Genomic DNA, 16,539 nt, shown 5'->3' with positions numbered 1-16,539 from the left:
CGGTCGTGGCTCAATCAGAAGCGCGCTGAATAAAAACCTTCACTCCATCCCCGATCTCGGCCCCGTCCGCCGGCTCACCGAATTCGAAACGGGTAGCCAGGATTTCGCCGGCGATGAGGTCGCGGTGCGTCGCCGCCCAGGCGGTGCGCTCGGTGGGCACCGACATCACGACGGCAATGCGGTCGGAGACGTCCAGCCCGGTCGATTTGCGCAGCTCCTGCAGTTCCCGGATGCGGTCCTTGGCCCAGCCCTCTGCCTCCAGCTCCGGAGTCACCGTGCCGTCCAGTACCACGAGCCCGGCGCCACCCGGCAACGCCGCAGTGAACTCCGGGTCGGCGGCAACCAGTCGCGAGCTGTACTCCTCCGGTTGCAACACCGCGGGACCGGCGGACAGGGTGCCGTCCGGGTTGACCACGCCCTCCCCCGCTTTGACGGCCTTGATGGCGGCCTGCACGTCCTTGCCCAGCCGTGGGCCGGCGACCCGCGCATTGACCGTGAGCTCGAATCGGCCGTAGGTGTCGATCGCGTCGGTCAACTCGACCGCCTTGACGTTGAGCTCATCGCCGATCAATTCGGTGAACGGCTGCAACTGCGCCGGGTTCTCCACTGCCACCGTCAGTTTCGGCAACGGCAACCGCACCCGCAGCTTCTTGGCCTTGCGCAGCGACGACGCCGCCGAGCACACGTCGCGGACCTGGTCCATCGCGGCGACCAAATCCGGATCGGCCGGCAGTTCGCCGGCCTGCGGCCAGTCCGTCAGGTGCACCGAGCGGCCGCCGGTCAGTCCGCGCCAGATGATTTCGGTGATCAACGGAAGCAGCGGGGCGGCCAACCGCGAGGTCACCTCCAGGACGGTGTGCAGGGTGTCGATCGCGTCGGCGTCTTCCACCCAGAACCGTGAACGGGACCGTCGCACATACCAGTTGGTCAGCGCCTCGGTGAATTGCCGCAGCTGCTCGCAGGCACCGGAGATGTCGCAGATGTCGAGCGCCGCGGTCAGGTCGTCGCGCAACACCGCGAGCTTGGCCAGGATGTAACGGTCCAGCACGTGCGCTGAATCAGTGCGCCATACACCGACTTTCGGCGCGTACAGGGCCAGGAAGCTGTAGGCGTTCCACAACGGCAGCAACACCTGGCGCACCCCGTCGCGGATGCCCTGTTCGGTGACGATCAGGTTGCCGCCGCGCAGGATCGGCGAGGCCATCAAGAACCAGCGCATCGCGTCGGAGCCGTCGCGGTCGAACACCTCGGTCACATCTGGGTAGTTGCGCAGCGACTTGCTCATCTTTTGGCCGTCCGACCCCAGCACGATCCCATGCGCCACACAGGTTTTGAACGACGGGCGGTCGAACAGCGCGGTGGCGAGCACGTGCAACGTGTAGAACCAGCCGCGGGTCTGGCCGATGTACTCGACGATGAAGTCGCCCGGGTAGTGGCTGTCGAACCAATCCGCATTTTCGAACGGGTAGTGCACCTGCGCGTAGGGCATCGAACCAGAGTCGAACCAGACGTCGAGGACGTCGGTGATGCGGCGCATCGTGCTGTTGCCGGTGGGGTCGTCGGGGTTGGGCCGGGTGAGCTCGTCGATGTAGGGCCGGTGCAGGTTGTCTGGCCGTACGCCGAAGTCACGTTCGAGTTCGTCGAGGCTGCCGTAGACGTCGATGCGCGGGTAGGCCGGGTCGTCGGATTTCCACACCGGAATGGGGGTGCCCCAGTATCGGTTTCGCGAGATGGACCAGTCGCGGGCGCCCTGCAGCCACTTGCCGAATTGCCCGTCCTTGACGTGCTCGGGGTACCAGGTGATCTGCTGGTTGAGTTCCACCATCCGGTCGCGGAACTGGGTCACCCGCACGAACCACGACGACACCGCGCGGTAGATCAGCGGGTTTCGGCAGCGCCAGCAGTGCGGGTAGGGGTGCTCGTAGGTCTCGTGCCGCAGCAGCACCGCCCCGTTGGCCGCGGCGGGGCCGGTCCCGTTCTTCAGGTCGCGGATGATCTGCGGGTTGGCCTCGAAGACGTGCTGTCCCTGGTAATCCGGGAGTGTCGCGTCGAAGCGGCCCTTGGAGTCGACCGGGGTAACAGGCACGATGCCGACCGGGTCGGTGGTCGCCATGTCGTCCTCGCCGTAGGCCGGTGCCATGTGGACCAGGCCGGTGCCGTCCTCGGTGGTGACGAAGTCGGCGGAGAGCACCTGAAAAGCCTTGGGCGAGTCCATGAAGTACGGAAACGGCGGCAGATACCGGACGCCCAGCAGGTCTGCGCCCCGGTAGGTGCCCAGCACCTCGGGCTCTTCCCCCAGTTCGCGGGCATAGGCGGGCAGCCGGGCCTCGGCGAGCACGAATCGCCGGTCACCGCAACGAACCTGGACGTAGCTGACCTCGGGATTGACCGCGACGGCGAGGTTGGACGGCAGGGTCCAGGGTGTGGTGGTCCAGATGAGCAGGTAGGCGCCCTCCAGCTCGCCGCCGCGCACCTGGAATCCGACGGTGAGTGCGGGGTCCTGGCGGCTCTGGTAGACGTCGTCGTCCATGCGCAGTTCGTGATTGGAGAGCGGAGTTTCGTCGCGCCAGCAGTACGGCAGCACGCGGTAGCCCTCGTACGCCAGGCCCTTGTCCCACAGCTGTTTGAACGCCCAGATCACCGACTCCATGTAATTGGGATCGAGTGTCTTGTAGTCGTTGTCGAAGTCGACCCAGCGCGCCTGGCGGGTCACGTACTGCTGCCATTCATCGGTATAACGCAGCACCGAGGCACGGCACGCGTCGTTGAAGGCGGCGATTCCCATCGAGTCGATCTGTGACTTGTCGGTGATGCCGAGCTGCCGCTCGACTTCCAGCTCGGCGGGCAAACCGTGTGTGTCCCAGCCGAATCGGCGCTCCACCTTGTCGCCGCGCATCGTGCGGTAGCGCGGCACGATGTCTTTGACATAGCCGGTCAGCAGGTGCCCGTAGTGCGGTAGGCCGTTGGCGAACGGCGGCCCGTCGTAGAACACATACTCCGGAGCGCCGTCTCGGCGGGCGATGCTGGCCCGGAAGGTGTCGTCGTGGAACCAGTAGTCGAGCACCTCGAGTTCCAGCGTCGGGAAGTCGGGCGCCCCGCTGGCCAGTTTCGGATAGGCCGTGTGTTCGGTTCCGTCGCTCACGTGGGTTGTCTCCGGTGCCTCGAGAAGTTCAGGCACGGGGACGACGGATGCGCTGGTGCGCTAACGCCGCGGTACCACCCCGCTTGCCACGCTCACGCGTGGCCACTCAAAAGGCTGTGACGGGCCTGCCCGTTCGGGTCTACTGGGCCGATTGGCTGTTCTTCCGAAAGCTCCCCGGTGATGGCCGGATCGATGCTGGTGGGTCTGATTCTAATTGCGATCGCAAACCCGGCGTAGCCGGGTGCAAGCGGGTCGCAACCATCAGGCCGAGTTGCGATCGCAAACCCGGCGTAGCCGGGTGCAGCGGGTCGCAACCATCAAGCGAGCACTCCGAGGGGTTGGCCCGCCGCAGGCATCACCTGGCGGCCGGCCAACCCCTCGGAGTCCCGGGTTGATCAATGTCCAACGGAGTCACCCCTGGACTTCGAGCACACCGATGCGCCACAGCGCGGCGTACATGTGCCGCAGCGGAATGTTGAGCAGACGGGCGGCGCCGGCCACCAGTGGGTCGCCTCCGGCAGCGAGCACCTCGTCGGTACGGCGGGCCTTCTTCGGCGCCGGGGCGGCCGGGACGTCACGCACCACGTGCAGTTTGGGCGCAGCGGTTACGGCAACGACTTCGTCATACAGGGCAGCGGTCATGATCGCCTCCTCACAGGATCAAACGTTGACAGGTGGACCTTCAAAGATTCTTGGGAAGTCCCGTCCCGCAAACGGTTCCGATCGGAGCGTGATTGACGGCTCAGCCGAGAACGTCGCACCGGAGACCGGTCAGGGACGAAACAGCACCCGGATATCGACCCGGACTGCCACTGGAACTCATGCGTCCCTCACCTCCTCTCGGTCACGACCCACGCGAGGACTCGCGCGATCTGGTGCGCACACAAAGGAGAACAGAATGCCGGCGATCAGCCGGAAATCCGCACCCCTCTCGTCAGAGCTTTGGCACTACCCGACGTGTCCGGCGAACCGGAAGCCACCTGGGCTCAACCCTTAAGCCGGGAGGAGCTGTCCTGACCCGGGGCGTCTTTCGACGTTCGGGGTCAGTGGCCTGTGTTCGTGTAGCCGCCTCACCTAACGAGGTGCTTGCCTGACCGATCATGCACCACTCGTGAGCCCCGGTCAACGCGGCACCCCCGGCTTTCGGGATCTTTATGCTTTCGCTACGCGCGCACACAGCTTTCACCCAGAGAATAGGCCTCTGAAATGGGAAAACAACTGCGGCGCGGAGTGGGCCGCCAGATTACGTGCGGCTATGTGTTCGCTAGGTCACATCGGTGAGGCGGCCGATGGTGTCGATGTACTCCTCGACCATGTCGAGCACCACCGCACGCGTCGGCCGGACCCGATCGAGCGACCCGACGACCTGGCCGACAAAGTACGTCGCCAATTCCCGGGCTTTCGCGCCGGGGTGGGCGGCGGCCTGGTTGATCCGTATTTGGGAATCGGTGATCAGCGCGGTCTGCAGCGGCATGCCCAATGGGTCAGGTGTGTCGGGGCGTTCCCATTCGTCGGTCCAGGCGGTGCGCAGCATGCGGGCCGGCTTGCCCGTCATCGACCGGGACCGCACCGTGTCCGACGACTTCGCGGCCAGGAATTTGTCCTTGACCACCGGGGCGGTCTCGGCTTCTTCGGTGGTCAGCCAGACCGATCCACACCACACCCCTTCGGCGCCGAGCGCCATCGCGGCCGCGATCTGGCGGCCGCGGGCGATCCCGCCTGCCGCGAGCACGGGCGTCGGCGCCACCGCGTCCACGACTTCGGGAACCAACACCATGGTCGCCACCTCGCCCGTGTGCCCGCCGGCCTCGGTGCCCTGCGCGACGATCAGGTCAACCCCCGCCGCCGCATGCCGGCGGGCATGCTCGGTGGTGCCGGCCAGCGCGGCGACCAGCACGTCGTGGTTGTGCGCCCGCTCGACCAGGTCGGGCGGCGGCGGCCCCAGCGCGCTGGCGATCAGCCGAATCTTGTGCGCGAACGCCACCTCCAGCAGCGGTTCGTAACCTTTGGGTGAGATGTTGAGCCCACCCCTGATGGCCTCTTCCTGTTCGGCATGGGGCGCAACGCCGTAACGCGTCAGGATCTCGTCGACGAACGCCCGGTGCTCGGCCGGCAACAGGTCCTGGGCTTGCCGTGAGTTGACCCCGCCGGTGTCGGCGCCGACATACTTCGGTGGGAGCAGCAGATCGACCCCGTAGGGCTTGCCGTGCGTCTGCTCCTCGATCCAGGTGAGCTCACTTTCCAGCCGCTTTGGGCTGTGGGCGGTCGCGCCGAGCACGCCGAAACCGCCCGCGTTGGTCACCGCGGCCACTACGTCGCGGCAGTGGCTGAAGGCGCAGATCGGAAACTCAACGCCGAGCATCTCGGCAACTCTGGTTCGCATGCCGCCGACGCTACGCCCTACGAATCAGACGAGGAGGGCGCCCGCCCGTCGGGTGGCCAGGCCGCCACCCCGTCCTCCAGCGGAACCTCCAGGCTCTGCAGGATCGATGCGACCATCCGCCACGCACCGATGACCGTGACAAGCTCGACGAGAACGGTTTTGTCACCCCCGAATTCGCGTTCGCAGGCACCCCAGCTGGCGGCGCTCACCACGCCGTCGCGCACGACGTCGTCGGTCGCCGCCAGCACGGCTCGCTCGGTGGGCCCGAAACCGTTGTGGTGCTGCCAGTCTCGCACCCCGAGCAGATCGTCGGCCGACACCCCGAGGCGCGAGGCCACCCGCCAGTGCTGGGTCCACTCGTAGTTGCAGCCGGTGAGCCACCCGATCCGCATAATCGCCAGTTCGCGCAATCTCCGGTCGAGAACACCGTGCCAGAGCATGCTGGCAAGCAGGTCGTTGAACACTCCGGCCAACCGCGGGTGGTTCAGCAGCGCCTGAAAAATGCTGAGCTCGGCCATGTAGTCGGGCACGCCCGCCTCATCGGCGGCGGCCCTGGCCTCCTCGACGGGCAGCAGCGGTATCCGGGCGGGCTTGCTCATGCGGACCCCTCAGGCGTCCAATCGGGCGAACGCCTTGTCCTCGTACATCTGCACCGACTGCTGGCGGCGGATTTTTCCACTGGTGGTGATCGGGATCGAGCCGGGCGATACGAGCACCAGGTCGGCCACGTTCAACCCGTGCGAGTCGAAAATGGCGGCGGTGATGTCGCGCTTGAGCTCCACGAGCCGCTCAGCCAGATCCTGCGCCGACTCGTCGCTCTTCTGCTTGATCTCGACGATGGCGGCCAGCTTCTCGACGCCGTCCTGCGGCACGGCGATCGCCGCGCACCGGCCGGCGCTGATCTCCTGGATGGTTGCCTCGATGTCGTCCGGAGAGTGGTTGCGTCCGTAGACGATCAGCAGATCCTTGATCCGGCCCATGATGAAAAGCTCACCGTCGGAGAAGAATCCGGAATCCCCGGTGCGCAACCAGGGGCCTTCGGGCGTGCCTTCGGAAGGGTTGACGATCGTGGCACCGAACGTGTCCGCCGTGGTATCCGGCTTCTGCCAGTAGCCGGACGCGACATTGCCGCCCTGCACCCAGATCTCGCCAACCGTGCCCTCCGGGCACTCGGTGCGGGTGTCACCGTCGACGATGCGGACCAGTTGCGATTGCGGTACGCCGTAGCTGACGAGCGGTGTGCCGCTTCCGGTTTCGACCCGGATCGCCTGCCCGTCGGGCAGTTTCTCGGAGTCGAAGTCGACGATCTCCGGCGGATCGCCCACCTTGCGGGTTGCGATGTAGACGGTGGCTTCGGCCATGCCGTAAGCCGGCCGCAACGCCTTCGCGGCGAAGCCGAACCGGGCAAACCGATCGGCGAATCGCTTGAGCGTCCCGGGCTGTACCCGCTCACTCCCGTTGAGGATGGTGTGCACGCCGCCGAGATCGAAGCCGGCCAGATCATCATCCGACGTCTTGCGCACAGCGATGTCGAACGCGAAGTTCGGCCCCGCCGAGATCGTCGTGCCGTAGCGCGCCAGCAACTGGGGCCAGCGGGCCGGGCGCTGCAGGAAAGCCACCGGGCTGGTCAGGACGGTGCGTCGCCCGGCCAGGATCGGCATGATCGCCCCGAGCAACAAGCCCATGTCGTGGTAGAGCGGCAGCCAGGACACCACATTCATGTCCGCCGGCGGCACTCCCCCTTCGTTGACGAAGAAGTCGGCCATGATCTGTTCGAAGTTGGCGAAGACGTTGGCGTTGGAAACGGTGACGCCGGCGGGGGTGCGGGTGGAGCCGGATGTGTACTGCAGGTACGACGTCCGCGAACCCTCGTCCGCAACGCGCTCCGGCCGCGACGATCTGGGCCGGGAATCGAGGTCCAGCCGGTCGACTTCCAGGATCACCGGTGGGTTGTCGCCAGCCTGTGGCTCGACGCACTCCTTGACGTTGCCGATGGCGGCCGACGTCGTCAGGATCACCGACGGTGCGGTGTCGGCCAGCACCGAGATCGTTCGCTCGTCGTGCGCGCCGCCATACGGCACCGACAGCGGCACCCCGATGAAGCCGGCCTGCAGCGCGCCGAGGAATCCCACGACGTATTCGAGTCCCTGAGGGGCCAGGATCAATGCGCGATCGCCGGGCGAACCGTTCTGCTTGAGCTGCTCGGCGATGTTGAGAGCGCGGCGGTGCAGCTGCGCCCAGGTCAGCGTCTCCTCGACGCCTTCCCATTCCTGGTCGTAGTTGACAAAGGTGAGCGCCGGGCCGTTCGGATTCAGGCTCGCGCGTTCGCGCAGCACAGCAGGGATAGAAGAGCCAACCACGGGATCGCACACTACCCGCCGGGGCATGCACCACGTGGTCCGTATCGCCGAAGTCGGGCTGGCTCGCGTGCAGACCAAGACCGGAACATCGGCGCGTTGCTCCCCGCTCGATGGTTGCTGAGCAGGGAAGATGACCTCGGGCCCGGTCCATGAAGAGGTGGGATGACGGTGGAGCAGCGACAGGTCACTGCGGTGGCGGTCATCGGCATGGCATGCCGCCTTCCGGGCGGCATCGACTCACCGGAGACGTTGTGGGACGCGCTGTTGCGCGGCGACGACCTGGTGACCGAGGTTCCGGCCGACCGCTGGGACGCCGAGGACTGCTACGACCCCGAACCGGGTGCGCCGGGCCGGTCGGTGTCGCGCTGGGGCGGCTTTCTGAACGACGTCGCCGGCTTCGATCCCGAGTTCTTCGGCATCAGCGAGCGCGAGGCGACCGCCATCGACCCCCAGCACCGCCTGCTCATGCAGACCTCGTGGGAGGCCGTGGAACACGCCGGCGTACCGCCCGAATCGCTCGCGGACTCGCTGACCGGCGTTTTCGCCGGCATGTGTCACGACGACTACGCCCACGTCACCGACGCCGCGGGCGCCCTGGGCGACGCCTACGGATTCACCGGCACCGCGTTCAGCATGGCCTCCGGTCGGGTGTCCTACGCGCTGGGATTGCGCGGTCCGTCGATCACTGTGGACACCGCATGCTCGTCGAGCCTGGTCGCCGTTCACCTGGCCTGCCGCAGCCTGCATGAGCGGGAGAGCGACCTGGCGCTGGCCGGGGGCTGCATGGTGATGCTCGAACCGCAGATGTTCGCTTCGGCCTCCGGGCAGGGCATGCTGTCCGCGACCGGACGTTGCCGCAGCTTCGACGCCGCTGCCGACGGCTTCATCCGGTCCGAGGCCTGCGCGGTGCTGTTGCTCAAGCGCCTGCCCGAGGCGCTGCGCGACGGCGACCGCGTCCTGGCGGTGGTGCGCGGCACCGCCGTGAATCAGGATGGCCGCACCGACACCATCACTTCTCCTTCGGGGCGGGCACAGGTCCTCGCGTACCGGTCAGCGTTGGCCGCGGCCGGCGTCGACCCGGACACGGTCGGCATGATCGAGGCGCACGGCACCGGCACCCCGGTGGGCGATCCCATCGAATTCCGTAGTCTGGCAGAGGTTTACGGCGCCAACGGGAACGCCTGCGCGCTCGCGTCGGCCAAGAGCAATCTCGGCCACACCGAGGCGGCCGCGGGTGTCGTGGGAATGGTCAAGGCGATCCTGTCGCTGCGCCATGGCGTGATACCGCCGATGGCGCACTTCACCGGGCTGCCCCCCGAGCTCGCCGCCGTCGAAACCGGACTGTTTGTGCCGCGACGGATTACGCCCTGGCCGGGCGGCTGGGAGTCGCTGCCGCGCCGGGCGGCGGTGTCGTCGTACGGCATGTCGGGAACCAACGCGCACGCCATCCTCGAGCAGGCGCCCGACACCGCCGCACCGGCCGAAAGCGAACGTGAGTCGCTGCCGCGACCCTTTGCGCTGTCGGCCAGCTCGCCCGAGGCGTTGCGGCAGACGGCCCGGCGGTTGGCGAACTGGGTGGACGAAGAGCGGCCACACCTCCGGGATTTGGCCTACACGCTGGCATCCCGGCGCGGCCGCCGGCCGGTCCGGCGAACGCTGATCGCCGGGGACAACCATGAATTGGTTCGGGCACTGCGCGGGTTGGCCGCCGGCGACGGTCCGCTCGAGCAGGCGGTCGGCCTCGACGACCGCGGACCGGTGTGGGTGTTCTCCGGGCAGGGCTCGCAGTGGGCGGCGATGGGAGCCGACCTGCTGTCCACCGAGCCGGCCTTCGCGGCCACCGTCGCCGCCGCCGAGCCGTTGATCGCGGCCGAATCAGGTTTTTCGGTCACCGATGCCCTCACCGCAGCGGAGACGGTGACCGGCATCGACCGGGTGCAGCCGACCCTGTTCGTCATGCAGGTGGCGCTCGCCGAAGCGATGAGGGCGCGCGGCGTGCGTCCCGGGGCGGTGATCGGCCACTCCCTGGGCGAGGTTTCGGCTGCGGTGGTGGCGGGCGCGTTGTCACTGCAAGACGGGCTCCGGGTGATCTGCCGGCGGTCCCGGCTGTGTCTGCGCCTGGCCGGCGCCGGCGCGATGGCGGCCGTAGAACTGCCCACTGCGCAGGTCCGGGAGGAACTGACCCGGCGCGCCGTCAAGGACGTGGTGATAGCCGTCGTCGCTTCCCCGCAATCCACCGTGATCGGCGGTGCCCCGGAAACGGTGCGTCAACTCGTCGCGGCGTGGGAGGAGCGCGAGGTGCTGGCACGCGAGGTGGCCGTCGACGTGGCCTCGCATACCCCACAGGTCAACCCGATCCTCGACGAGCTGGCCGGGCTGCTGACCGAGTTGACACCGTTGCCACCGCGGCTGCCCTACTACTCGGCGACGCTGTTCGATCCGCGGGAGCGGCCGCTGTGCGACGCCCGCTACTGGGTGGACAACCTGCGCCACACCGTGCGGTTCTCCGCCGCCACGAAAGCCGCCCTGCAGGACGGCTTCCGGGTGTTCGCGGAACTCTCTCCGCACCCGCTGCTGACCCGCGCGATCGAACAGACCGCCGCAGGCCTGGACATGCCGGTGGCTGCGGTCGCCGCGATGCGACGCGGCCAGCGGGACCCGCACGGCTTGCTCGGCCTGGTCGCTGATCTGCACGACGCCGGCGCCGCTGTCGACTTCGCGCAGCTCAATCAGCCCGGGCAGCTGGTGGACGCCCCGCTGCCGGCGTGGGCGAATCGACCGTTGCTGCTCCGCGCGCAGCGAGCCGACGTCAGCGCCAATCCTGCCGCCGCACAATCACTTCTCGGTGTGCACGTCCGACTTATGGAGGAGCCGGAACGGCACGCCTGGCAGGCCGATGTCGGTACCTCGGCACTGCCCTGGCTGGCCGATCACCGAATCAACGACGTCGCCGCCCTGCCCGCGGCGGTCTATTGCGCTATGGCGCTGGCCGCGGCCGAAACCGTCCTGGGCGAGGGCGCCGAAGTCCGCGACATCAGCTTCGAGGAGATGCTGCTGCTGGACGCCGAGACCGCGGTCGGCGCCGTCGCCACGGTGCACCAGATCGGCGAGGCCGGCTTCGCGGTGCACACCGACTCCGGCGGCCAGAAGGTGCGGCGGGCCGCCGCGGTCCTGCACTCGACCGCCCAGCCGCAACCGGCCACCCACGACATCGACGCTCTACTGGCCGCACATCCCCGCCGTCTCGACGGCGACGGGCTGCGGGACTGGTTCGAGGGCCGCGGTGTGCGGTTCGGCCCCGCCTTCACCGGCTTGCTGGCGGCACGGGTCGCCGACGGTGCGGTCAGCACCGTGCTGGCCGAGGTCAGCGCGCCCGGCGCGATCCGGAGGCAGCACACCGGATCGGTGGTTCACCCCGCAGTGCTGGACGCCTGTTTCCAGTCGGTGGCGGCCCACCCCGCGATGCGCGCCGCGGGCAACGGGGGCTTGGTGCTGCCGCTGCGCGTCCGCCTATTGCGCGCCCACGGCGTCTCCGGGCGCAGACTGCGGGCCCCCCGATACTGCTACACGACCGTGACAGCCTGCGGCAGCAATGTCGAAGCCGACATCGACGTGACGGACGAACACGGAACCGTGCTGCTGGAAATCCGCGGTCTGCTGATGGGAACGGGCTGCCCAGCTGGTGTTGAACGGGACCGGCTGCTAGGTGAACGGCTGCTGGGCGTCGAGTGGCAGCAGCGCGAGTTGCCCCCGCCCACCGCCAACCCCGGAAAGTGGTTGGTAATAAGCACTTTCGGTTCCGTGGCGAGCGATCTGGCCGATGCCCTGGCGTCCGCTGGCGCGGAGTGCGCGACGATGGGCTGGTCGCACGAAGATGCAGCGCTGCGCACCACGCTGGCCAGCGGCGGGTTCACTAGTGTGCTTGTGGTCGGCGGCACCGCCGGTCCCGACCCGCAGGACATCGGTTTCGTGCGGGAGCTGGTGCGCATCGCCCGCGAACTGCTCGACGTCCCCGGCGAAGCGCCGCGGCTGTACGTGCTGACCAACAACGCCCAGGTGGCGCTTCCCGACGACCCGGTCAACCTCGCCCACGCGGGCATCCGGGGCCTGCTACGGGCGATCGGCGCCGAGCATCCCTACCTGCGGCCCACCCACATCGACGTCGACGCCCTGACCGGACCGGACAAAGTCGCACGGCAACTCCTGGCCGCCACGGCCGAAGACGAGACCGCCTGGCGCCACGATCGGTGGCTCACGGCGCGCCTGTGCCCGGCACCGCTGCGGCCCGACGAGCGGGTGCGCACAGTGGTCGACCACCATCGCGACGGTATGCGCCTGCACGTGCGCACCCCAGGGGATCCAGAGACGATCGAATGCCTCAAGGCCGCCCGCATTCGGCCCGGACCCGGACAGATCGAGGTTGCGGTGCGGGCATCCAGCGTCAACTTCGCCGACGTGTTGGCGGCTTTCGGCCGCTACCCATCCTTCGACGGACAGCAACCGCAGCTCGGATTGGATTTCGCCGGAGTGGTGACCGCGGTGGGACCCGACGTCGCTCACCTTCAAGTCGGCGAACGTGTCGGCGGGATGTCCCTCGGAGGCTGCTGGGCGTCCTATCTCACCTGCGACGCCGCGCTTGCGGCACCGCTGCCAACCGGGTTGAGCTGGGGCGACGCCGCCGCGATCACCACTGCGTCGGCCACCGCCTGGTACGGCCTGCACGACCTGGCCCGCATCAAAGCCGGCGACAAGGTGCTCATCCACTCGGCCACTGGTGGCGTGGGCCAGGCGGCGATCGCGATCGCCCGGGCCTCCGATGCCCAAATCTTCGCCACGGCCGGTACTCCACACCGCCGGAAAATGCTGCGCGACATGGGAATTAACCATGTCTACAACTCGCGCAGCACCGAATTCGCTGAGCAGATCCGCCGCGACACCGACGGCTACGGCGTCGACATCGTGCTTAATTCGCTCACCGGCCCCGCGCAGCGCGCCGGGCTCGATCTGTTGGCCTTCGGCGGCCAGTTCGTCGAGATCGGCAAACGCGACATCTACGGCGACACCAGGCTCGGCCTGTTCGCGTTCCGGCGCAATTTGTCACTGCACGCCGTCGACCTGGCCCTGCTGGCGGCCACGCATCCGCATCGCGTACGGGCGACGTTGAACGAGGTATACCGCCGCACCGCTGACCAATCGCTGCCGAAGCCGCAACGCACCCACTATCCGGTTTCCCACGCCGCCAAGGTGATTCGGATGATGAGCGCCGCCCAGCACACCGGCAAACTGATCCTCGATATGCCGTCGACGCCCCCCACGGTGATCCTTCCGCCCGAGCAGGTTCCGGTCGTGCGCGCGGACGGTTCCTACCTCATCACCGGCGGCCTCGGCGGGCTGGGATTGTTTCTCGCCGAACAGATGGCCGCCGCCGGCGCCGGACGCATCGTGCTCAACTCGCGGACAACGCCGAGCCGAAAGGTCATGGAGACAATCGAACTGGTCCGCACCACCGGCGCGGACGTGGTGGTCGAGTGCGGCGACATCGCGGCGCCCGACACTGCCGAGAACCTCGTTGCGCTAGCGGTGGCCACCGGCCTTCCGTTGCGGGGCGTCCTGCATGCGGCCGCGGTGGTGGAGGACGCGACGCTGCCTAACATCTCCGACGAACTGCTGGAGCGGGACTGGGCGCCGAAGGTACACGGCGCGTGGCACCTGCACCGGGCCACTGCGACCGCCCCGCTCGACTGGTTCTGCGTCTTCTCCTCCGCGGCAGCGCTGTTGGGTTCGCCGGGCCAGTGCGCCTACGCCGCAGCCAACAGCTGGCTGGACGGCTTCACCCACTGGCGACGCGCGCAAGGCCGTCCCGCCACCGCGATCGCCTGGGGCGCGTGGGCGGAAATCGGGCGCGGCGCCGGCCTGGCTACAGGTGACACCACGATGATTGCACCCGAGGAAGGTGCGCACGCGTTCACAACGCTGCTGCGCCATACCCGTTGCTTCTCCGGGTACACCCCTGCCACCGGCTCGCCGTGGCTCGCCGCCCTCGCCGAACGCTCCCCGTTCGCCGAAAGGTTCGCCGCGGTGGCTTCGAACGGACGACGGCGCAACGAGCAGAACCGGTTCCGGGCCGGGTTGTTCGAGCTGCCCGTCGACGAATGGCCAAGCCGACTGCGACGTTTGGTGTCAGAGCAGGTCGGCATGATCCTGCGGCGCGGCGTCGACCCCGATCGGCCGCTGTCCGACCACGGACTGGATTCATTGGGAAACCTGGAACTACGCACCCGCATCGAGGCCGAAACCGGAATCCGGCTGAGCTCCACCGATATCACCACGGTGCGCGAGCTGGCGGACCACATGTGTGCGAAGTTCCAGCCGGCACCTGACGCTCCGGTGTCAATGTGAGGGATCCCGGTCGCCACGAAATACGCTGTTTTGTCGGCAAGTTCGGAAGCTGGTAGGAGCGAAGATGGTTGTCATGGGCCATCTGGGGCTCGGGAAAGTCAGTGACTGGACCCCACCCCCCGGAGCGGCCTGGCTGTGGCGCGCCACTTCGGCTTCGCTGGACACGGCGCGGCGAGCGCCGGTGAGCGCAGTGCCCCCGAGCTATATCCAGGCCCGGCACCTGCGTGGCTTCCACGAACAGCGGCGCCGCGGACTGGACATGTCCCGCCTGTTGATCGTCGCGTTCGACATTCCAGGCGAATGCGATATCCGGGCGATGACCTACGTCTTCACCGCGCACCTGCGCCGGCACGACACCTATCGGAGCTGGTTCACGTTCACCGACAGCGGCGAAATCGTCCGGCATACCATCGCCGACCCCGCCGACATCGAACTGGTCGCCGTCGAGCACGGCGAGATGACACCCAAGCAGTGGCAGGACCATTTGCTGGCCACGCCGAGCCCGCTGGAATGGGACTGCTTCAGGTTCTCGATCATCCAGCGCGACGACCATTTCACCGTCTGCATCGGCGTCGACCATCTCCACGTCGACCCCATGTTCATTGGCAGCGTCTTCTGGGAGATCCGCGCGATGTACAACGCGCTGATGGACGGGGAAGGGCCGATCGCACTTCCCGCGGCCGGCAGCTACGCCGACTACTGCCTGCGCGAGCGCGCCGACACGAGCGCGCTGACTCTCCAGTCCCCGGAAATTCGCCAGTGGATGGAATTCTTCGAGCACAACGACGGGTCGCTGCCCTCTTTCCCGCTGCCGCTGGGCGACACGTCGCCGCTGACCAACGGTGAGCTCTTGTCGCTGCGTCTGATGGACGCCCACCAGACGGCCCGCTTCGAAACGGCGTGCACCGCCGCGGGCGCCCGCTTCAGCGGCGGCGTTTTCGCCGCCGCCGCCCACGCCGAATACGAATTGACCGGTTCGCGAACCTATTGCGCAGTGACTCCCGTCGGAACCCGCAACAGCCCCGCGGAGTTCTTGACCACCGGATGGTTCATCGGCCACGTCCCCGTCGCCGTCCCGGTCGGCCGGTCGTTCGGGGAAACCGCCCGCAGCGCTCAGGCTGCCTTCGACTGCAACACCGCACTGGCCAAGGTGCCGTTCGAGCGCGTATTCGAGCTGGCGCCCTGGCTGCGGACGCCCTCGCCCCATTCAGCGTTCCCGATGTTGTCGTTCCTGGATGCGGGCCTACCTCCGCTGTCAGCGGTCGTCTCAACCCAGTTGAACCGAATGAACACCAGGGCTTTCAGCGACGGCCGCATCGCGGCGCGCGTCTGCGTGTGGATCAACAAATTCCACGACGAGACGACGGTGACGGCTTCTTTCCCCAGCAATCCGATCGCCTACGAGTCTGTCGCCCGCTACCTGGACACCATGAAGTCGGTATACCTGCGCGTGGCAGAGGGCCGTGGGGTGCCGCTCGCCCTGCACACTGCTCAGTTGCAGTCGCACCGGCCGTAGGACAGACCACCGTCGATTGCACACCTCTTGGCGACGATCTTCGCTCCGGCGGTCTATCCGCGGGGGTCCGCCGGCCGAAGAAATGAATATATGCCGAGAAAGACCACAGATCGCAGGCCAGCGGCGTGAAGCTGCCGACTCGCCGATTCTTCGCCGGCCCGCAGTCGGTGAACGGTTTAACAGACTCAACCACATCGCCGTGGGAGGTTTCGATGGGTTTCGTCATCGCGAGTCCGGAGCTGTTGGCCAGCGCCGCAACGCATGTCGCGGATCTTGGATCGGCAATCGATGAGGCCCGTGCCGCTGCGATCGGCCCGACTACGGCGGTGTTGGCCGCGGGTACCGATGAGGTGTCGGCGGCCATCGCAACCGTGTTCGGGGAATACGGTCAGGCCTACCGGGCGATCAGCGGCCAAGTCGCGGAATTCCATACCCGGTTCGTGGCGGCGTTGACCGAGGGGGCGAATTCCTACGCGACCGCCGAGGCCGTCGCAGCTACGCCGTTGCAGAGTTTGCTCGACCTGGTCAATGCCCCGGTGCGGGCGCTGACCGGGCGCCCGTTGATCGGCAACGGCGCCAACGGGGCTCCCGGCACCGGCGACTCCGGTGCAGCTGGTGGGTGGTTGATCGGCAACGGCGGGGCCGGCGGGTCCGGTAAGGCCGGCAGCCTCAGCAGCCCGGCCGGGGCCGGCGGGGCCGGCGGGGCCGCCGGACTGATCGGCATGGGCGGGGCCGGCGG

General features: G+C 67.8%; 8 protein-coding genes and 1 riboswitch. Of the genes, 3 read left to right on the top strand and 5 right to left on the bottom strand.

Annotation, left to right across the window (positions count from 1 at the left end; translation table 11 throughout):
- Positions 1-10 precede the first annotated feature (10 nt).
- From ileS to AWC08_RS32215, 5 genes are all read right to left on the bottom strand, one after another.
- Positions 11-3,142, bottom strand: a complete 3,132-nt coding sequence (ileS, locus tag AWC08_RS32235) for an isoleucine--tRNA ligase (RefSeq protein ID WP_069434445.1) — start codon at positions 3,140-3,142, stop codon at positions 11-13.
- A gap of 411 nt (positions 3,143-3,553) precedes the next feature.
- Entirely contained in the window at positions 3,554-3,784 is a 231-nt protein-coding gene (locus AWC08_RS32230) for an Rv1535 family protein (protein WP_065134059.1), read from the bottom strand.
- A 277-nt stretch (positions 3,785-4,061) separates the two neighbouring features.
- A riboswitch (M-box (ykoK) riboswitch) is annotated at positions 4,062-4,231 on the bottom strand.
- Between the two features lie 175 nt (positions 4,232-4,406).
- On the bottom strand, positions 4,407-5,525 hold the full coding sequence (locus AWC08_RS32225; protein ID WP_065134060.1) for an NAD(P)H-dependent flavin oxidoreductase: 1,119 nt from the start codon (positions 5,523-5,525) through the stop codon (positions 4,407-4,409).
- Positions 5,526-5,542: 17 nt separating this feature from the next.
- Positions 5,543-6,124 (bottom strand): carboxymuconolactone decarboxylase family protein, encoded by a 582-nt coding sequence (locus AWC08_RS32220; protein WP_085088734.1) that lies wholly within the window; start codon positions 6,122-6,124, stop codon positions 5,543-5,545.
- A gap of 9 nt (positions 6,125-6,133) precedes the next feature.
- Positions 6,134-7,885, bottom strand: coding sequence for an AMP-binding protein (locus AWC08_RS32215; protein WP_085088743.1), 1,752 nt, complete (start codon positions 7,883-7,885; stop codon positions 6,134-6,136).
- 162 nt (positions 7,886-8,047) lie between these two features.
- Here AWC08_RS32215 and pks2 point away from each other — a divergent pair, with 162 nt between their 5' ends.
- The 3 genes from pks2 to AWC08_RS39295 form a co-directional block, all read left to right on the top strand.
- Positions 8,048-14,284 carry a sulfolipid-1 biosynthesis phthioceranic/hydroxyphthioceranic acid synthase gene (gene pks2 / locus AWC08_RS32210; protein WP_069433501.1) on the top strand — a complete coding sequence of 2,079 codons (6,237 nt, stop codon included), beginning with the start codon at positions 8,048-8,050 and terminating at the stop codon, positions 14,282-14,284.
- Between the two features lie 64 nt (positions 14,285-14,348).
- Positions 14,349-15,800 carry a condensation domain-containing protein gene (locus AWC08_RS32205; protein WP_232007843.1) on the top strand — a complete coding sequence of 484 codons (1,452 nt, stop codon included), beginning with the start codon at positions 14,349-14,351 and terminating at the stop codon, positions 15,798-15,800.
- Between the two features lie 212 nt (positions 15,801-16,012).
- Positions 16,013-16,539, top strand: a 527-nt coding sequence (locus tag AWC08_RS39295; RefSeq protein ID WP_085088731.1) for a PE family protein, incomplete at its 3' end; no start/stop codon positions are given.

Origin of the sequence: Mycobacterium gordonae (assembly GCF_002101675.1) — a bacterium.
GTDB classification, from domain to species: Bacteria; Actinomycetota; Actinomycetes; order Mycobacteriales; family Mycobacteriaceae; genus Mycobacterium; species Mycobacterium gordonae.
The sequence above is the reverse complement of the archived record's forward strand: the minus strand, read 5'-3'. Positions and strand labels throughout refer to the sequence as shown.